At 70.5% G+C, this 16,639-nt stretch carries 18 protein-coding genes and 1 tRNA gene; 7 read left to right on the top strand and 12 right to left on the bottom strand.

What is annotated here, in order from left to right; all coding sequences use genetic code 11:
* Positions 1–316: 316 nt before the first annotated feature.
* The 4 genes from P1J78_RS16535 to P1J78_RS16520 all read right to left on the bottom strand — a co-directional run bounded on the left by P1J78_RS16535 (position 317) and on the right by P1J78_RS16520 (position 4,220).
* A tRNA-Thr gene (locus P1J78_RS16535) sits at positions 317–392 on the bottom strand.
* A 91-nt stretch (positions 393–483) separates the two neighbouring features.
* Positions 484–2,019, bottom strand: coding sequence for a heme biosynthesis protein HemY (locus P1J78_RS16530; protein WP_275568480.1), 1,536 nt, complete (start codon positions 2,017–2,019; stop codon positions 484–486).
* The gene (locus P1J78_RS16525) at positions 2,019–3,434 is read right to left on the bottom strand and encodes a COG4223 family protein (RefSeq protein ID WP_275568479.1); all 1,416 of its coding nucleotides are present in this window, start codon (positions 3,432–3,434) and stop codon (positions 2,019–2,021) included. The genes P1J78_RS16530 and P1J78_RS16525 overlap by 1 nt, the downstream gene beginning before the upstream one ends.
* Positions 3,435–3,515: 81 nt before the next feature.
* The gene (locus P1J78_RS16520; protein WP_275568478.1) at positions 3,516–4,220 is read right to left on the bottom strand and encodes a uroporphyrinogen-III synthase; all 705 of its coding nucleotides are present in this window, start codon (positions 4,218–4,220) and stop codon (positions 3,516–3,518) included.
* Positions 4,221–4,293: 73 nt separating this feature from the next.
* Here P1J78_RS16520 and tsaD point away from each other — a divergent pair, with 73 nt between their 5' ends.
* From tsaD to P1J78_RS16500, 4 genes are all read left to right on the top strand, one after another.
* Positions 4,294–5,370 (top strand): tRNA (adenosine(37)-N6)-threonylcarbamoyltransferase complex transferase subunit TsaD, encoded by a 1,077-nt coding sequence (gene tsaD, locus P1J78_RS16515; RefSeq protein ID WP_275568477.1) that lies wholly within the window; start codon positions 4,294–4,296, stop codon positions 5,368–5,370.
* Positions 5,367–6,332, top strand: coding sequence for an NAD(P)H-dependent glycerol-3-phosphate dehydrogenase (locus P1J78_RS16510; protein ID WP_275568476.1), 966 nt, complete (start codon positions 5,367–5,369; stop codon positions 6,330–6,332). The genes tsaD and P1J78_RS16510 overlap by 4 nt, the downstream gene beginning before the upstream one ends.
* A 158-nt stretch (positions 6,333–6,490) precedes the next feature.
* Positions 6,491–6,910, top strand: a complete 420-nt coding sequence (locus P1J78_RS16505; protein WP_275568475.1) for an EVE domain-containing protein — start codon at positions 6,491–6,493, stop codon at positions 6,908–6,910.
* A gap of 72 nt (positions 6,911–6,982) precedes the next feature.
* Entirely contained in the window at positions 6,983–7,369 is a 387-nt protein-coding gene (locus P1J78_RS16500) for a DUF1761 domain-containing protein (RefSeq protein ID WP_275568474.1), read from the top strand.
* Positions 7,370–7,669: 300 nt separating this feature from the next.
* On the opposite strand, the gene P1J78_RS16495 is transcribed toward P1J78_RS16500, so the two are convergent.
* The 5 genes from P1J78_RS16495 to P1J78_RS16475 form a co-directional block, all read right to left on the bottom strand.
* Positions 7,670–8,011 (bottom strand): DUF2853 family protein, encoded by a 342-nt coding sequence (locus P1J78_RS16495; protein WP_275568473.1) that lies wholly within the window; start codon positions 8,009–8,011, stop codon positions 7,670–7,672.
* A 128-nt stretch (positions 8,012–8,139) separates the two neighbouring features.
* The gene (locus tag P1J78_RS16490; protein ID WP_275568472.1) at positions 8,140–9,108 is read right to left on the bottom strand and encodes a ketopantoate reductase family protein; all 969 of its coding nucleotides are present in this window, start codon (positions 9,106–9,108) and stop codon (positions 8,140–8,142) included.
* A 102-nt stretch (positions 9,109–9,210) separates the two neighbouring features.
* On the bottom strand, positions 9,211–10,032 hold the full coding sequence (locus tag P1J78_RS16485; RefSeq protein WP_275568471.1) for a hypothetical protein: 822 nt from the start codon (positions 10,030–10,032) through the stop codon (positions 9,211–9,213).
* A 157-nt stretch (positions 10,033–10,189) separates the two neighbouring features.
* A complete protein-coding gene (ahcY, locus tag P1J78_RS16480; RefSeq protein ID WP_275568470.1) occupies positions 10,190–11,584 on the bottom strand; it encodes an adenosylhomocysteinase in 1,395 nt (464 codons plus the stop codon).
* Between the two features lie 147 nt (positions 11,585–11,731).
* The gene (locus P1J78_RS16475; protein ID WP_275568469.1) at positions 11,732–12,052 is read right to left on the bottom strand and encodes a hypothetical protein; all 321 of its coding nucleotides are present in this window, start codon (positions 12,050–12,052) and stop codon (positions 11,732–11,734) included.
* A gap of 131 nt (positions 12,053–12,183) precedes the next feature.
* Between P1J78_RS16475 and P1J78_RS16470 the strand changes: the two genes are divergently transcribed.
* Together P1J78_RS16470 and P1J78_RS16465 are read left to right on the top strand one after the other, a co-directional pair.
* Positions 12,184–12,777 carry an HD domain-containing protein gene (locus P1J78_RS16470; RefSeq protein WP_275568468.1) on the top strand — a complete coding sequence of 198 codons (594 nt, stop codon included), beginning with the start codon at positions 12,184–12,186 and terminating at the stop codon, positions 12,775–12,777.
* Positions 12,774–13,259 (top strand): GNAT family N-acetyltransferase, encoded by a 486-nt coding sequence (locus P1J78_RS16465; protein ID WP_275568467.1) that lies wholly within the window; start codon positions 12,774–12,776, stop codon positions 13,257–13,259. Before P1J78_RS16470 ends, P1J78_RS16465 begins: the two co-directional genes overlap by 4 nt.
* A gap of 35 nt (positions 13,260–13,294) precedes the next feature.
* On the opposite strand, the gene P1J78_RS16460 is transcribed toward P1J78_RS16465, so the two are convergent.
* From P1J78_RS16460 to P1J78_RS16450, 3 genes are all read right to left on the bottom strand, one after another.
* Positions 13,295–13,807: a hypothetical protein gene (locus P1J78_RS16460; protein WP_275568466.1), complete on the bottom strand. Its 513-nt coding sequence runs from the start codon at positions 13,805–13,807 to the stop codon at positions 13,295–13,297.
* Positions 13,804–14,358 carry an ActR/PrrA/RegA family redox response regulator transcription factor gene (locus P1J78_RS16455; protein ID WP_275568465.1) on the bottom strand — a complete coding sequence of 185 codons (555 nt, stop codon included), beginning with the start codon at positions 14,356–14,358 and terminating at the stop codon, positions 13,804–13,806. The genes P1J78_RS16460 and P1J78_RS16455 overlap by 4 nt, the downstream gene beginning before the upstream one ends.
* Positions 14,359–14,447: 89 nt before the next feature.
* Positions 14,448–15,074, bottom strand: coding sequence for an SCO family protein (locus P1J78_RS16450; RefSeq protein ID WP_275568464.1), 627 nt, complete (start codon positions 15,072–15,074; stop codon positions 14,448–14,450).
* A gap of 94 nt (positions 15,075–15,168) precedes the next feature.
* On the opposite strand from P1J78_RS16450, the gene regB reads away from it, so the two are divergent.
* On the top strand, positions 15,169–16,563 hold the full coding sequence (gene regB, locus P1J78_RS16445; protein WP_275568463.1) for a sensor histidine kinase RegB: 1,395 nt from the start codon (positions 15,169–15,171) through the stop codon (positions 16,561–16,563).
* Positions 16,564–16,639 lie beyond the last annotated feature (76 nt).

Genomic DNA, 16,639 nt, shown 5'->3' with positions numbered 1-16,639 from the left:
GTCGGCGACATCTGCGATCTCTTCGAACCCGACGAATGCTGGAACTACTTCAAGGCCGCAGGATATGCCCACGATTAAACGCACGAAGCTCTAGACCTTGGATTGACCAGCGTAATAGGCCACGAGTCAAGTCACGCCGTTGCAACGGCCTTCCACGGGAGACAGTTTTTCAACGCTTGGTGTAGGAGAAGCGCGCGCACAGCCCTCAGCACATCGCGACTCGGATGCGGACCGGTGCGCCAAACAGCCCTGTAATGGGATAGATGGCCGAGTTTTTGGGCTAAGAACCGTTGCTAGGGAGAAAAAACGACAGGAGTGGTGCCGGTGATAGGACTCGAACCTACGACCCCATCATTACGAATGACGTGCTCTACCAGCTGAGCTACACCGGCACTCTTTCTGTCGCGGTCCGGATGGCGCGGGGCCGTGCGGACCTTTGGCGGGCCGTTTAGCACCCGTCGCGGCGCATGGGTAGCCCCAAAATCAGCGTTTTTGCGTCGCGTCGTCCTCGACGATCTCGGCGTCGGTCACCTCCGTCTCGGCGGCCTCGGACGGCGTCTCGGCGGGGCTGTCTTCCGCCGGCGAAGCGGGCTCTTCGGCGGCGGGGACGTCCTCGGCCACGGCGAGTTCGGTCGCGGCCGGCGACTTGCCCACGATCAGCGGCAGCATGCCGGTGGAGCCGGGCATCGCCACCTCGCCCTCGGCCGGCGTGCGCCAGGCCAGCGTGTCGAAGCCCGAGCAGTTCGAGCAGACCGGCATCCAGTGATTGTGGATCGACTGGCAGTTGTCGCAGACCCATTGCGGCCCGCGCGAGGCCGTCAGCGCCCGCGTCAGATAAGCCCGCACGACCGATTCGTCGGCGCCCTCGCCGCGCTCGATGGCGGCCATGATCGCCAGCGCCCGGGCCGTCGGCTCGGATTGCGCCAGGTCGCCCAGGGCGCGGCGGGCGGCGGGGAAATCCTCGGCCGCCAGGTAGAGCTCGGCCGAGAGCATCCGGGTCTCGGGGTGGTCGGGCTTCAGCTTGGTCAGGGTCTGGAACCGCTTGATCCGCTGTTCGGGCGTCTCCTCGGGCTGGATCTCGGCGAAGGCGGCGGCGAGGTCGGGATGCGGCTGTGCCTCCCACGCCTTCTTCAGGACGCGGGCGGCGTAGCGCGGCTTGTTCTGGTCGATATAGCTGCGCGCGGCCATGGCGGCCGCCGGGATCAGGTCGGGCGACAGGCGGTTGGCCTCGATCGCGGCCTCGCGCTGTTCGATGGTGCTGTCCTCGCTGAGGACGTCCTTCGCCTCGGACAGCGCCAGCACCGCGTCGCGGCGGCGGTAGACGTCGCGCGGCATCGAGCCGTGCTTCAGCTTGGCGCCCAGCGTGTGGCGCGCGCCGGCCCAGTCGCCGTGCTCGGCCTGCAGGCGCAGGAGGATATCCTGCGTCTCCTCGTGCTTGGGCTTCAGGGCAAAGGCCTTCTCCGCCAGCTTCAGCGCGCGGTCGGTGTCGCCCTCGGCCAGCTTCTGCTTCATGATGCCGCGCACGCCGACGAAGCGGGTGCGGTCGTCGGCCAGGAGGCGCTTGTAGGTCTCCTCGGCCGCCTTGTGGTCGCCCGCCATCTCGGCGGCCTGCGCGGTGATCAGGTTGGTCAGATCGGGCCGGTGCAGGTATTTCTCGGCCTTCTGCGCGTTCTTCATCGCCAGCCGGCCCTCGCCCGAGGCCAGCGCCATCATGCCGTCGGCCAGCGCCTGGAAGCCCTTGCGCTCGCGGTTGCGGGCGAAATAGCGCGAGATCGCCGTCTCGTCGCCGTTCAGAAAGCGCAGCGTGGCGACCAGCAGGCCCACCAGCTTGATGAACAGCCAGACCACCAGCACCAGCAGCAGCGCGGCGATCACCGCCTGCAGCGGGCCGAGGTTGAACTCGGTCTCGGCGATGGAAATCCGGATGCCGCCGTCGGTTTCCATCAGGTAGCCCGCGCCCAGCGTGGCCGCGGCGATGAGGGCGACGAACAGGATGACCTTGATAAGGGACCAGAGCATTAGCCGTCCTCACTTGGGTTCAGTTGCGCCGCCAGATCGCGGGCGGCGGCGAGCGTGTCGCGGCGGGTCTCGGCCAGCGCGACCCAGTCGGCCATCGCCTCCTGTCCCACCGGCGGAAGCGCCTCGATCTCGGTCAGCGCGGTGTCGAGGTCGCCGCGGGACACGGCCGCCTCGACCCGCGAGAGCACGGCGTCGGGGTCGTCGCCCTCGCGCGGGGCCAGCGAACGGGCGCCGACCTGGCTGCGCAGGAACGCCTCCCAGGTGCTCAGCTCGCCCTCCTCGGCGGCGGCGCGGGCGGAGAGGGTCAGCGCTTCGCGCGCGTGGTCGGGGAAGCTCTCCTGCAGTTCGTCCAGCGTCGGGATGCCGTCCTCGGCGCCGGCCTGCAGCAGGGCGGGGATGTCGGCGCCGGAGAGGTCGGCGACCTCGGCCAGCGGCTCGGAATAGGCGGCGCCGGTCGACAGGGCCTGTTCGACCTGGCCCATCGCGGCGCGGGCCTCGGCCATCTGCGCGGCGCGCTGCGCGGCGGCTTCGGCCTCGGCGGCGGCGGTCTGGCTGGCTTCCAGCTCGGCCAGCTTGGCGTCGAGCTCCTCGCGCATGGTGCCGAACCGGCCGTCGATCGTGGCCAGCAGGTCCGCGAGCTTCTCATCATAGGCCTCCGAGATCGCCTGCGGCAGTTCCGCCTCGGGGATCTGCTGGACGGCGACGGTGTTCAGCCGGTCGTCGGTGTCGTCGAGCCGCGCGGTCAGCGTGTCGACCCGGTCGGACAGGGCGGCCAGGTCGGATCGCGTCGCCTCGGCGGTTTCGCGCACGGAGTCGATGGCGGCGTTGACCTCGCTAAGGTCCGGCTCGCGGTCTTCGAGCGCGGCGATCCGGTCCTCGGCGCCGGCGAGCGCGTCCTGCGCGGCGGCAAGGTCGGAGTCGAGGCTGTCGATCCGGGCCAGAAGCTCCGCGTCGGGGCCGCCCAGGGCCGTCCAGCCCTGCGTTTCGGTGTACCACAGCGCCGCGGCGCCCAGGACGGCGGCAATGACGCCGCCGAGGACCAGCGGCAGGGTGCGGCCCTGCTGCGGAGCGGCGGGGGGCGGGGCCGCCGGCGCCGGCAGGGCTTCGGCCAGCGGCGGCGTGTCGGCGGCCGCGTCTACGGGCTCGGGTGCAGGGTCGGGCACATTGTCGGGCGCCGGATCGGGCGTGGCGGGGCCCGGGTGGAGCGGTTCGGTCCGCGGGTCGTGGACCGGAGCGTGCAGGCTGGTCGCCGGCGCGGGCGTGTCCGCCTCGGGCGGCGTGTCGGGGGGCACGGTCTGGCCGGTGTCCTCCGGCGCGTCCTCGGACCCGTCCGTCTCCGCGCTCTGTGGTGCGGCAGTCCCCTCGGCCTCGTCGGCCGCGCGGTCCGTCTTGTCAGTCCTGGGTGATTTTGCCACCGAATCCAGCCCTCTCCGTTCCGCAGTCCGCATTGCCGGGCGCGGACTGCAAAGTCAAACTAGCGCTCCGATGCAGGGGTCTCAAGACGAAGCGCTTGTGCAGATCCCGGCGATTGCGTCCAGAATTGCGGCAGCGTCGGGACGCTCTGCGACAACCAGACGCGCCGGGGGGGCGCCGGTCCAGGCCACGGCGACGGCCTCGCTCAGCGCCACGAGGATCAGCGGCGCGGCCGCGTCCCGGGCCTGGGCGGCCAGGAGCGCGGCGCTGCGCGGCGAGAACAGCGGCACGATCACCGGCCGGTCGCTTGCCAGAAGCGCCCGCGCCTCCGCCGACAGCGGTTGCGGCGCCTGGTCGTAGACCACGACGCTGGCCAGGTCGAAACCGGCCTCGGCCAGCCGCTCGGCGACGCGGCCCCGGGTTTCGGCGCCATGCGCGAACAGGAGCTTGCCGGCCGGCGCTTCGGCCCGGATCAGCGCCACCAGGTCGTCGGCGCTGCCAGCGGCGGAGACGGCCTGCATCCCGGCGAGCCGCGCCGCCTCGGCCGTGCGGTCGCCGACGCACCAGGCCGGCAGGCCGGCGACGTCGGCCGCCTCGGCCAGCGCCCGCGCGCCGTTCTCGGAGGTCAGGACCACGCCGGCCACGCCCTCCAGCGGCACCGCCGGCGCCTGCGGCACGATCCGCAGCACCGGCGAGATCAGCACCGGGATCGCGCCGATCCGCGCCTTCGCCTGGGCGGCGAAGCGCTGCGACTGGGCCTGGGGCCGGGTGAGAAGCAGGGCGGTCAAGCGCGGGGCCGTGATTGTATGCGGATGGGGGCGGTGTTATCTGCCGGGGGTTACCCTTGCAAGCCACGGGCCCATGACCGACGCGCTGACCATCCTCGGGCTGGAGAGCAGCTGTGACGACACCGGCGCCGCGGTCGTGCGGCAGGCCGGCGGCGCACGGCCCGAGATCCTGTCGAACGTGGTGGCGGGGCAGGGGGCGCTGCACGCGGCCTTTGGCGGCGTGGTGCCCGAAATCGCGGCGCGGGCGCATGTCGAGAAGCTGGACCATTGCGTCGAACGCGCATTGCACGAGGCCGGGCTGCGCCTGCGCGAGGTGGACGCCATCGCGGTCACCGCCGGGCCGGGGCTGATCGGCGGCGTGCTGGCGGGCGTGATGTGCGCCAAGGGGCTGGCGGCGGCGGCGGTCAAGCCGCTGGTGGGCGTCAATCACTTGGCGGGGCACGCGCTGACCCCGCGGCTGACCGACGCGCTGCCGTTTCCCTATCTGATGCTGCTGGTCTCGGGCGGGCATTGCCAGTTCCTGGTGGTGCGCGCGCCGGACCGGTTCGAGCGGCTCGGCGGCACCATCGACGACGCGCCGGGCGAGGCGTTCGACAAGACCGCGAAGCTCCTGGGCCTGCCGCAGCCGGGCGGGCCGTCGGTGGAACAGGCGGCGGCGCGGGGCGATCCGGCGCGCTTTGCCTTTCCCCGGCCGCTTCTGGACCGGGCCGGGTGCGACATGTCGTTCTCCGGGCTGAAGACGGCGCTGTTGCGGGCCCGCGACGGGCTGGTGGCGGCGCAGGGCGGGCTGACCGAGGGGGACCGCGCCGATCTTTGCGCCGGGTTCCAGGCGGCGGTCTGCGACGTGCTGGCGGAGAAGACGCGGCGGGCGCTGGCGCGGGCCGGCACCCCGGCGCTGGCCGTGGCGGGCGGCGTGGCGGCGAACGGGGCCGTCCGCGCGGCGCTGGAAGAGGCGGCCGCCGGCGTGCGGTTTATCGCGCCGCCCGCGGCGCTCTGCACCGACAACGCGGCGATGATCGCCTGGGCGGGGCTGGAGGCGTATCGCGCGGGCCGCGTCGACGACATGGGCCTGCCGGCCCGGCCGCGCTGGCCGCTGGATGCCGCCAGCCGGCCGATGCTCGGCGGCGGCAAGCGGGGGGCGAAGGCGTGAGCGTGGCGGTTCTGGGCGCTGGCGCCTTCGGCACGGCGATGGCGGTCGCGCTGGCCCGCGACGGGCAGGCCGTGGCGCTGTGGGGCCGCGACGCGGGGGTCGTGCGCGCGATGGCGGAGACGCGGGAGAACGCGGGCCGCCTGCCCGGCGTGGTGCTGCCGGACCGGGTCACGCCGGTCGCCGAGATCGCCGCGGCGGCGGAGGCGGACACGCTTCTGCTGTCGGTGCCGATGCAGTCGCTCGGCGGCGTGCTGGCGGCGCATCCGGGGCTCTGGGACGGCAAGCGGCTGGTGGCCTGCTGCAAGGGGGTCGACCTGAAGACCGGGCGCGGCCCGTCCGGCGTGATCGCCGACTGCGCGCCGGGGGCGGTGCCGGCCGTGCTGTCCGGACCGAGCTTTGCCGCGGACATTGCCGCCGGGCTGCCGACCGCGCTGACGCTGGCGGCGCGGGATGCGGGAGAAGCGCAGGCCCTGCAGGAGCAGCTGTCGACGGGGAGCCTCAGGCTTTACCGCAGCACCGACATGGCGGGGGTCGAGCTGGGCGGCGCGCTGAAGAACGTGATCGCCATCGCCTGCGGCATGGCCATCGGCGAGGGGTTCGGCGAGAGCGCCCGCGCGGCGCTGATGACCCGCGGCTATGCCGAGGTGCTGCGCCTGGCGCTGGCGCGCGGGGCGCAGGCCGAGACGTTGTCGGGGCTGTCGGGGCTGGGCGACATGGTCCTGACCTGCACCTCGGAGAAGTCGCGCAACTATGCCTTCGGGATGCGGCTGGGGCGCGCGGGGCAGGCGGAGGCGCTGGCCACGACCGAAGGCATCGCGACGGCGCGGGCCGTCGCCGGGCTGGCGGCGCGCGAGGGGCTGGAGATGCCGATCACCCGGGCGATCGCGGCGGTGCTGGAAGGGGAGATGACCGTGGAACAGGCGGGCGGGGCGCTGCTCGCGCGGCCGCTGCGGCCGGAATGAGCGGGGTCGGGCTGAGCGGGTCGGGATGAGCGGGACGGGGGCGTCTTCGGCGCTTCGCCCCGAGGACGGCTTTGGCGGCGCGGCCGCAAGGCGTATTTGAAACGAGAAGAAGATGCGTGGGAGCGGGTCGGCGCGGCCCGGGAAACGGAAGGAGCGACATGGCCTACTGGCTTTTCAAGTCCGAACCCTCCACCTGGTCCTGGGACGATCAGGTCGCCAAGGGCGAGGCCGGCGAGGAATGGGACGGGGTGCGCAACTATCAGGCGCGCAACGTGATGCGCGAGATGAAGGTGGGGGATCGCGGGTTCTTCTATCATTCGCAGAGCGAGAAGGCGGTGGTCGGCATCGTCGAGGTGATCGCCGAGAGCCATCCCGACAGCACCACCGACGACGACCGCTGGGACTGCGTCGACATCAAGGCGGTGAAGCCGGTGGAGCGTCCCGTCACGCTGGCCGAGATCAAGGCCGATCCGCGGCTGTCGGAGATGGTGCTGGTGAAGAACACCCGCCTGTCGGTGCAGCCGGTGACGGATGCGGAATGGGCCGCGATCTGCGGCATGGCCGGCATCGACCCCTGAGCGGCGCGAAAGCGTGGCGCGGCCGCGCGTCCTGCGGCATACTGTCCGCGCAGAACCGGTCAGGAGGGACGGATGGGCATCATCAGCGTGATCGCCGCGGCGGCGGCGGCATGGATATTCGGGGCCGTTTGGTACGGCGTGATCGGCCGCCGCTGGATGGAGGCGCAGGGGCTGACGGAAGAGAGCCTGAACCGCTCCGATCCGGTGCCCTATATCGGCAGTTTCATCTGTTGCATCCTCGTGGCGGGCATGACGCGCCACATCCTGGCGATGAGCGGCATCGACACCCTGGGCGCGGCGGCGGTGACGGGGCTGGGGCTCGGCCTGTTCGTCGCGGCGCCCTGGATCGCGACCAACGTGCTGTTCAGCGTGCGGTCGAAGGCGCTGATCTGGATGGACGGGGCCTATCCGGCGGTGGGCATGACGCTGATGGGGATCGTGCTGGCGCTGTTCGGCTGAGCGCGGGGTTCGGCTGAGCGCGGGGTTCGGCTGAGCGCAGGGGCGGCACCCGCGGGCGGAGTGCGACCAACCCGAGGGCGAGATCGGGAAAGCATGGAGGGTCACGACCGGCTGGCCGAGACCCTCCATCTTCCCACGCGTCCTCACGCCCGCGGTACGAAATTCGGGTCCCGACCTTCTGGTCAGACACGAGGGCTTATGCCGCAACCGCCGCGGACGCGCAAGCCCGGAGTCTCTAAAAATGGTTGCAGGGCAGGGCGTTACGGGTAACGGCGCGTTAACCGTTCGTTCGACCCGCGATCAGCTGTAGATCGATTCCTTGCCGAAATGCTTGACGAGCATGTAGTAGACCACGGCGCGGTACTTGTTGCGCTCCGACCGGCCGTAGGTGTCGATCACCTTGTTGATCGCGTCCATCAGCTCTGGCCCGTCGCGCAGCGCCAGCTTCTTGATCAGGAAGTTGTTCTTGACGGTCTCCAGCTCGCCCTCCTGGGTCGCGGCGACCGTGGCGGCGTCGTCGTTGTAGATCGCCGGCCCGCAGCCGATGGTGACCTTGGTCAGCAGGTCCATATCCGGCGTCATGCCGCACTTGGTCCGCAGGTCGTCGGCGTATTTCTCGATAAGTTCGTCTCGTTTGCCCATGGCTCGTCCCTCTCCGCCCGTGTCGGTCCGGCCGCGTTCGACTTTGGCCCGGTCCCGTGCGGCGCCACGTTACCGGTGAATTCGCGACCGGCAAAGACAAAATGCCCGCCCGGGCGCCGCCGGCCCGGTCAGCCGGTCAGCCGCGCCTCCAGCGCGTCGAGGTCGAGCGCGCCGGCGCCTTCGCCCGCCGCCAGCAGTTCGGCCGACAGGATCGTCGCGCGGCTGTTCAGCGGCGTGGGCACGCCGTGCAGCCGGCCCAGCAGGCAGATCTCGCCGTTGAGATAGTCGGTCTCGACGCTGCCGGCGCCGCGGGTCAGGCTCTGGGTCGTAGAGCCGCCGACATAGCGCGCGCCGTCCAGCTTGGTGCTCTGCATGTTCTCCTGGCGGCGCGGATCGGAGGAACCCACGTCGCGGAAGGGGATACCGGCGGCCTGCAGCACAGCCTCCGCCTCGGCGCGCAGCCGCTGGTAGAGATCGCCCGACGACACCCCGGTGCCGAGCGCGGCCTCCAGGATATTGCCGAGGTTCATCAACAGCTTGCCGTACTTGCTGGCCATCACGTCGTCCTGCACGAAGCCCGCGACGTTGCCGGCCGCCAGCGCCTCGGCCAGCGCGCGGTCGTCGGCGTCGGAGCCTTCGGGGAAGCGGCCGATGTCGTAGACCCCGAAGCGCGGCTGCGAGAAGGCGGTGACCTCGCCGGGCTCCAGGTAGGTGGCGGGCATCATCACCGTCACGCCGTGGACGTTCGGGAAATAGCGCAGGGCGGTGCGCTCGTTCGCGACGCCGTTCTGGCAGCAGAAGATCGGATGTTCGCGCACCCCGGCCGCGCGCAGGGCCTCCAGCGCGGCGGTGGTGTCCTGGCCCTTCATGGTCAGCAGGATCGCGTCGTCGGGGCGAAAGTCGATCTCGTCCGGGGCGCCGACGCAGTCGAAGCGCACATGCTCGGTCCCGCGATGGCTGTTCAGGGTCAGCCCGTTCGCGCGGACCGCCTCCAGCATCCGGCCGCGGGCGATGCCCACGACCTCGCGGCCCCCAAGCGCCATGGCGCCGGCCAGCACGCCGCCGATGGCGCCCACTCCGTAGACGATGATGCGCATCCTGTCCCTCCGTGTCCTGTCGGGTCAGACATCGCTCAGGGACGCGGGATACGCAAGGGCGCGCCCGGTTCGGACGCGCCCCTGTGTGGTGGTCGGTGACGGTCAGTTGCCGCTTTCGGTTTCGGCGTCCGCTTCGGGAACGCAGTGGTCGGCGCCTTCTTCCGGCCGGACCGTGCCTTCGGGGCACTCCTCGTCAGAGGCGGCTTCCTCTGCCGGGATCGCCTCTTCCGAGCCTTCGGACTCGGCTCCGTCGGCGGCGTCGCCGCCGGATGTGTCGCCGGACTCGGTCGTCGTTTCGTCCTGCGCCGCGTCGCCGTCCGCCTCGTCGGACATCTCGGCGTCCGCCGCCGGCTCCTCGGACATCGCGTCGCCGGATGCGCCGTCGTCCGAGCTGTCGGCAGCCGCATCGCCGCCGTCGCCCGACTCGTCAGCGCCGTCGCCGGCCGCGGCCATCACCTCGGACATCGGCGTCTCGTCGGGCAGGCCCGACACGCCGGATTCGTCGAATTCCGGCTGCGCCTTCAGCGTTTCCTTGTCGGTGTTCAGCGTGAAGAACGTGCCGTCGTCGCTCAGCTGGAACTCCTCCACCGGCAGCGCGACGGTGTATTCGCCCAGCCCGATGAAGCCGCCGATGCCGATGACGGCCGCCGGGCCGGAGGGCGGCGTCACGACATAGTCGATCTCGCCGATCCGGTCGCCGTTGGGATCGTAGGCGACCATGCCGAGCACGTCGCCCACGGTCATCTCCTCGACGCTGGTGAAGACCGGCGCCGTCTCGGCGGCGGTGTTGCCCATGCCGTCGGTGGCCATGGTGCCGTCGGTCTGCATCGGTTCGGTCGTCAGGCCGGTGTCGTCCTGGGCGAAGGCACCGCCCGCGATCAGCGCGATCAGCGCCGCGCCCGTCAGTGTGTGCTTGCGTGTCATCTCCGGTCCTCCTTGAGGCTTTCATGCCTTCGGAAGCGGATCGGACCTCGGATCGTTCCCCCGGAACGCACAAGGCCCCGCCGATGGGCGGAGCCTTGCCATATTCAACGGCCGACGATGGGCCGGTTCCCGCCGGACCGGGCCGGCGGGGGCGCGATCAGTAGCGGTAGTGCTCCGGCTTGAACGGGCCTTCCGGCGTCACGCCGATATAGGCGGCCTGCTCTTGCGACAGCTCGGTCAGGCGCACGCCGATCTTGCCCAGGTGCAGCCGCGCGACCTTCTCGTCGAGGTGCTTGGGCAGGACGTAGACCTCGTTGCCGTACTGGTCGCCCTTGGTGAACAGCTCGATCTGCGCCAGCGTCTGGTTGGTGAACGACGCCGACATCACGAAGGACGGGTGGCCGGTGGCGTTGCCGAGGTTCAGCAGACGGCCTTCGGACAGCAGGATGATGCGGTTGCCCGAGGGCATCTCGATCATGTCCACCTGATCCTTGATGTTGGTCCACTTGTGGTTCTTCAGCTGGGCCACCTGGATCTCGTTGTCGAAGTGGCCGATGTTGCCGACGATCGCCATGTCCTTCATCTCGCGCATGTGCTCGATGCGGATGACGTCCTTGTTGCCGGTGGTGGTGATGAAGATGTCCGTGGTCGGCAGCGCATCCTCCAGCGTGACCACCTCGAAGCCGTCCATCGCGGCCTGCAGGGCGCAGATCGGGTCGACCTCGGTCACCTTGACGCGCGCGCCGGCGCCGGCCAGCGACGCGGCCGAGCCCTTGCCCACGTCGCCGTAGCCGCAGACCAGCGCGACCTTGCCGGCCATCATCGTGTCGGTGGCGCGGCGGATGCCGTCGACCAGGCTTTCCTTGCAGCCGTACTTGTTGTCGAACTTCGACTTGGTGACGCTGTCGTTGACGTTGATCGCCGGGAAGGGCAGCAGGCCCTGCTTCTGCAACTCGTACAGGCGGTGGACGCCGGTGGTCGTCTCTTCGGTGACGCCCTGGATCATGTCGCGCTGCTTGGTGAACCAGCCCGGGGTCGCGGCCATCCGCTTCTTGATCTGGGCGAACAGCGCCTCTTCCTCTTCCGAGGTGGGCACGGCGATCAGGTCGTCCTCGCCGTTCTCGACGCGGGCGCCGAGCAGGATGTAGAGCGTGGCGTCGCCGCCATCGTCCAGGATCATGTTGGCGCCGCCGTCGTCGAACTGGAAGATGCGGTCGCAATAGTCCCAGTACTCGACAAGGCTCTCGCCCTTCACGGCGAAGACCGGCACGCCCGATTCCGCGACGGCGGCGGCGGCATGGTCCTGGGTGGAGAAGATGTTGCACGACGCCCAGCGGACGTCGGCGCCCAGATGCACGAGCGTCTCGATCAGCACGGCGGTCTGGATCGTCATATGCAGCGACCCGGCGATGCGTGCGCCTTTCAGCGGTTTGGATTCGCCGTATTCTTCGCGGGTCGCCATCAGGCCGGGCATCTCGGTCTCGGCGATGTCGAGTTCCTTGCGGCCGTACTCCGCGAGCGCGACATCCTTGACGATATAGTCCTTGGCCATAAGCGTAGGGCTCCTGTTGATTGCTTTTTGAGGGTCGCGGAGCCTCTACCACCTTGGCCGCACCGCGGCAATGCTTGTGCCGGAAAACGGGGTGCCGCCCGGGCGGCGGACCCCGCCCGGCGCTCAATGTTTCATCGCTGGCCGGCGCTACAGGCCGGTGCCGGCGGGAACCGTGTCGGGCAGTCCCTGATGCCAGTTCATGCCGCTGCCGACGATGCAGCTGGTGCCGTCGGCGAAGGTCATCAGCGCGGTCCAGCTGCCCGTTTCGGGCGACGACCAGATCTCCATCAGCTGGTCGCGGGACATCACGCCGCCACCTGTCGGCCCTTCGCCGAAGTCCTCGCGCAGCCGTGCGACGATCACCTCGCGCTCGGCACAGATCACGCCGTCGCCGGGCTGGGCGAGCGCGGGCAGGTCGGGCGCGGCCAGCAGGACGGCCAGGGGAAGCGCTGTCCAGTGGATGTGCATGGGGGTCTCCATCGCTGCGTACGCACTCAACGCACGCGCGAGTATTCCGTTCCGCGATGGTGCGGCCCGGGCATTTCCTTGCCGAAGGCGCTGTGGCAGACAGCGCCGGAACCGCCGTCATCGAGGACCCCATGCCGCAACCCCGCGCCTGGCAAAGGATGCTTTCGGGCCGCAGGCTCGACCTGCTCGACCCCACGCCCGTGGACATCGAGATCGAGGATATCGCCCACGGTCTCGCCTTCGTCGCCCGCTGGAACGGCCAGACGCATGGCGACTATCCCTATTCGGTGGCCGAGCATTCGCTGCTGGTCGAACAGATCTTCACGCGCCAGAACCGCGCCGCGCCCGCGCGCTGGCAGCTGGCCGCGCTGTTGCACGACGCCCCGGAATACGTGATCGGCGACATGATCTCGCCGGTGAAGGCGGCCGTCGGCCCGGAATACGGCGAACTCGACGCGCGGCTGAGCGCGGCGATTCACATCCGCTTCGGCCTGCCGGCGCAGATCCCCGCCACCGTGAAGCGGCAGATCAAGCGCGCCGACAAGGTGTCGGCCTGGCTGGAGGCGACCCAGATCGCCGGGTTTTCCGAGCGCGAGGCGACGCGCTTTTTCGGCCGGCCGGCGCCGGCGCATATCGAGGGGCTGGACATCCACCTGCGCCCGCCGAAAGTCGTGCGCGAGGATTTCACCGCCCGGCATGCCGAGCTTCTGGAGGCGACAGGATGATCCATGTCCGACGGGCCGGCGCGCTGGACGCGGCGCCGATGGCGGAGCTGCTGAACGAGGTGATCGCGCGCGGCGGCACCACGGCGCTCACCGATCCGGTCTCGGCCGAGCATCTCGCCGGCTGGATGGCGGCGGACCCGCGCGCCATCTGGCATGTGGCCGAGGACGAGGCCGGCGCGCTTCTGGGGTTCCAGTGGGTCGAGCCGCATCCGCGGCACGGCGCCGGGGTGGCGCAGATCGCCACCTTCGCCCGCGTCGGCCGCACCGGGCTGGGCATCGGCTCGGCGCTGTTCCGCGCGACCGAGGCGGCGGCGCGCGGTGCCGGCTATGCCTGGATCGACGCCGAGATCCGCGCCGACAACGCCGGCGGGCTGGCCTATTATCAGAGCCGCGGCTTCGACGATTACGGGCGGATCGAAGGCTACCGGATGGCAAACGGCCAGGTGGTGGACAAGGTGCTGAAGCGCTTCGACCTGGACTGACGCGCAAGCCGCTTCGAAGCGGCTTGTGCGCCGACTTACCGGAAGAAACAGCTGGTGCCGGCCCAGAGCAACTGCACCGGCGTGTCCGGCGCGCCGTCGGGCAGCAGGCCGAAGACCCCGTTCGCCTCGAACTCCACGCCCAGCGTGGTGGTCTCGAACGGCCCATAGCCGCCGGCCTCCAGCTGCGCCCGCGTCACCCCCGGCGACAGCCCGTTCGCCGCCGCCGTGCGCGGATCGTCCGTCACCCAGCCCCGGAAGGTGCCGTCCAGGAACAGAAGGTCGATCCGGTCGTATTTCACGATGGTCGTCGGCCCGGCGCCGCATTCGGGGTTCACCGCGCGGCTCACCGGCGGGGCCCCTAGCACCCGCGTCGCGGCCGCGATCACCCCGTCCTCGGCGCGGCCGAAGTCGATCCGCTGGTCGCTGCCGGCCACCGCCATCCCGCCCGCATCCGGGCGCAGCGCCGTGTCGCCGCCGCCGGCCGTGCGCGGCACCGTGGAACAGGCGGCCAAGAGGCACAGGGCGAGGGCGGCGAGGACTCGGGTCATCTGGGGCTCCGTTTGGCAAGGATGCGCTGCAGGGTGCGCCGGTGCATGTTCAGCCGCCGCGCGGTCTCGCTCACGTTGCGGTCGCACAGCTCGTAGACCCGCTGGATATGCTCCCACCGCACGCGGTCGGCGCTCATCGGGTTCTCGGGCGGCGGCGGCAGCTCGTCGGATTTCGCCAGAAGCGCGTTGGTGATGTCGTTGGCGTCGGCCGGCTTCGACAGGTAGTCGGTCGCGCCGATCTTCACCGCCGCGACGGCCGTGGCGATCGCGCCATAGCCCGTCAGCACCACGATCCGGCTGTCGGGGCGGCGTTCGCGCAGCACCTCGACCACGTCCAGCCCGTTGCCGTCCTCCAGCCGCAGGTCGACCACGGCGAAGGCGGGCGGCCGGGCGGTGGCGATGGCCTTGCCGCCGGCGACGGATTCGGCGGTTTCCACGTCGAAGCCGCGCTTTTCCATCGCGCGGGCCAGCCGGCGCAGGAAGGACTCGTCGTCATCGACCAGCAGTAGCGAGCGGTCGTCTCCCAGCTCGTGCAACTCGCGCTCGGACATGCGGCCTGTCTCTCCCAAATCTTCCGGTCCGGCGACCTTACGGCCCCTGACCCGGAGGGTCAATTTGTCTCAGTCCCGAGGTATACGGCTCACCCGGCCGCGTCGATGAAACAGGCGGCCCGCTCGACCACCTCCTCCGCCGGTTCGTCGTGGCGGAAGAACTCGACGAAGCCCTCCTCGGGGAAGACGAGGTAGGTGAAGGTCGAGTGGTCCACCAGGTAATAGTCCGGGTCGCCGCCCTCCTGCTTGCGGTAGAAGGTGCGGTAGGCCTGGCTGGCCGCCTTCACCTGCTCGGGCGAGCCGGTCAGCCCGATCATGTCGTCGTGCATCCAGGCGACGAAGTCGCCGACCACCTCGGGCGTGTCGCGCTCCGGGTCGATGGAGATGAAGGCCGGCTGCACGTCATAGCCGTCCTCCTGCAGCATGTCGGTCGCCTCGGCGTTGCGCGCCGCGTCGGCAGGGCAGATGTCGGGGCAGAACGTGTAGCCGAAATACAGCAGCGTCGGCTTGGTGATGACATCCTCGTCGGTCACCGTCTCGCCCTCGGTATTCACCAGCTCGAACGGCCCGCCGATGCTGCCCGCGCCGCCGGACACCGCGCTTTCCCGGCACTGCGCGAAGGGGTCGTCCGAGGCGCGCCCGAAGGTCACCCACCAGCTGCCGCCCAGAAGCGCCGCCACGGCCACCGCCGCCGCGCCCGCGTAGAGTTTCGTCATCGCCGGCCTCCTGCCCGCCTTGTGCTGCCCGTTCCCGTTGATCCGCGCCGGGGCGCGGCCTAACAAGGTGCTCGACCGCTATCTAGGGATCCTCATGCCGGATCGGAACCCCAACCTGCTGGCCGCCGAGATCCGCCACCGCTGGGTCCGGTTGCGCACGCTGATCCTTCTGCGCTGGGTCGCCATCGCCGGCCAGCTCGCCGCCATCGCCGTCGGCCAGTACGTGTTCGACCTGCGGCTGGAACTGGGGCTGTGCCTGCTGGTGGTCGGCGCCTCGGTCATCGCCAACCTGGTAATGATCTTCGTCTACCCCGAGAACAAGCGCCTGCGCGAGGCCGAGGTGGCGGGGATGCTGCTGTTCGACATCGCGCAGCTGTCGGGGCTTCTGTTCCTGACCGGCGGGCTGCACAACCCCTTCGCGCTGCTGATCCTGGCGCCGGTGACGATCTCGGCCACCGCGCTGTCGCTGCGCGCGACGATCCTGCTGGGCGCGGCGGCCATCGCGCTGATCTCGCTGGTGGGCTGGGCGCATGTGCCGCTCAGGACCGACCAGGGCTTCATCATGCGGATGCCGCAGGTGTTCCTGTTCGGGATGTGGGTGGCGATCACCACGGGGATCGTCTTCATGGCGCTCTACGCGCGCCGCGTGACCTCCGAGATCCACTCGATGTCCGAGGCGCTGCTGGCCACCCAGATGGCGCTCGCGCGCGAGCAGAAGCTGACCGACCTGGGCGGCGTCGTCGCCGCGGCGGCGCACGAGCTGGGCACGCCCTTGGCCACGATCAAGCTGGTGAGCCGCGAGATGGCCGAGGAGCTGACCGACACCGAGCTGCGCGAGGATGCCGAGCTGATCGGCCAGCAGGCCGACCGCTGCCGCGACATCCTGCGGTCGATGGGCCGCGCCGGCAAGGACGACCTGCACATGCGCCACGCGCCGCTGGGCGAGGTGATCCGCGAGGCGGCGGAGCCGCACAAGGACCGCGGCAAGGCGCTCGTCGTGGATGTCGCCCCGGGCGACGGCGGCGATACGGCACAGCCGCTGATCGCCCGGCGGCCCGAGATCATCCACGGCCTGCGCAACCTGATCCAGAACGCCGTGGATTTCGCCGCAACCACGGTCTGGATCGACGCGCTCTGGACCGACCGCGAGATCGAGCTGCGGATCATCGACGACGGCCGCGGGTTTCCGCCGCATCTGCTGGGCCGGATCGGCGACCCCTTCGTGCGCAAGCGCAACAGCGACGCCGACCGCGAGGAGCGTCCCGAATACGAAGGCATGGGGCTGGGCCTGTTCATCGCCAAGACGCTGCTGGAGCGCTCCGGCGCCGAGCTGTCCTTTGCCAACGGGCGCGACCCGCTGGTGCCGCAGACCGGCGAGGGCACGCGCACCGGCGCCATCGTCGAGCTTGTCTGGCCGCGCGACGCCATCGCCGCCCCGGACGATCAGCGGGCCGGCGGGCTGGGAGAGAACCAGCCGATCCTTGGTTGACGCATGGTAAACGCCTCTGCCGTATGCAGAAACGCCGGCCGCGGCTTTCACCTTTAACGCGATATTAACTTTCCGT

Source organism: Psychromarinibacter sediminicola, assembly GCF_029168335.1.
GTDB lineage: Bacteria > Pseudomonadota > Alphaproteobacteria > Rhodobacterales > Rhodobacteraceae > Psychromarinibacter > Psychromarinibacter sediminicola.
This window is presented reverse-complemented; position numbering and strand designations above follow the sequence as displayed.

What these genes read in the sequence shown, in the direction of transcription:
- P1J78_RS16455 (WP_275568465.1), bottom strand. Translation starts at nt 14,358, where the DNA reads ATGTCCGAGCGCGAGTTGCACGAGCTGGGAGACGACCGCTCGCTACTG.
- P1J78_RS16490 (WP_275568472.1), bottom strand. Translation starts at nt 9,108, where the DNA reads ATGCGCATCATCGTCTACGGAGTGGGCGCCATCGGCGGCGTGCTGGCC.
- ahcY (WP_275568470.1), bottom strand. Translation starts at nt 11,584, where the DNA reads ATGGCCAAGGACTATATCGTCAAGGATGTCGCGCTCGCGGAGTACGGC.
- P1J78_RS16500 (WP_275568474.1), top strand. Translation starts at nt 6,983, where the DNA reads ATGGGCATCATCAGCGTGATCGCCGCGGCGGCGGCGGCATGGATATTC.
- P1J78_RS16475 (WP_275568469.1), bottom strand. Translation starts at nt 12,052, where the DNA reads ATGCACATCCACTGGACAGCGCTTCCCCTGGCCGTCCTGCTGGCCGCG.
- P1J78_RS16450 (WP_275568464.1), bottom strand. Translation starts at nt 15,074, where the DNA reads ATGACGAAACTCTACGCGGGCGCGGCGGCGGTGGCCGTGGCGGCGCTT.
- P1J78_RS16530 (WP_275568480.1), bottom strand. Translation starts at nt 2,019, where the DNA reads ATGCTCTGGTCCCTTATCAAGGTCATCCTGTTCGTCGCCCTCATCGCC.
- regB (WP_275568463.1), top strand. Translation starts at nt 15,169, where the DNA reads ATGCCGGATCGGAACCCCAACCTGCTGGCCGCCGAGATCCGCCACCGC.
- P1J78_RS16460 (WP_275568466.1), bottom strand. Translation starts at nt 13,807, where the DNA reads ATGACCCGAGTCCTCGCCGCCCTCGCCCTGTGCCTCTTGGCCGCCTGT.
- P1J78_RS16465 (WP_275568467.1), top strand. Translation starts at nt 12,774, where the DNA reads ATGATCCATGTCCGACGGGCCGGCGCGCTGGACGCGGCGCCGATGGCG.
- P1J78_RS16470 (WP_275568468.1), top strand. Translation starts at nt 12,184, where the DNA reads ATGCCGCAACCCCGCGCCTGGCAAAGGATGCTTTCGGGCCGCAGGCTC.
- P1J78_RS16505 (WP_275568475.1), top strand. Translation starts at nt 6,491, where the DNA reads ATGGCCTACTGGCTTTTCAAGTCCGAACCCTCCACCTGGTCCTGGGAC.
- P1J78_RS16485 (WP_275568471.1), bottom strand. Translation starts at nt 10,032, where the DNA reads ATGACACGCAAGCACACACTGACGGGCGCGGCGCTGATCGCGCTGATC.
- P1J78_RS16495 (WP_275568473.1), bottom strand. Translation starts at nt 8,011, where the DNA reads ATGGGCAAACGAGACGAACTTATCGAGAAATACGCCGACGACCTGCGG.
- tsaD (WP_275568477.1), top strand. Translation starts at nt 4,294, where the DNA reads ATGACCGACGCGCTGACCATCCTCGGGCTGGAGAGCAGCTGTGACGAC.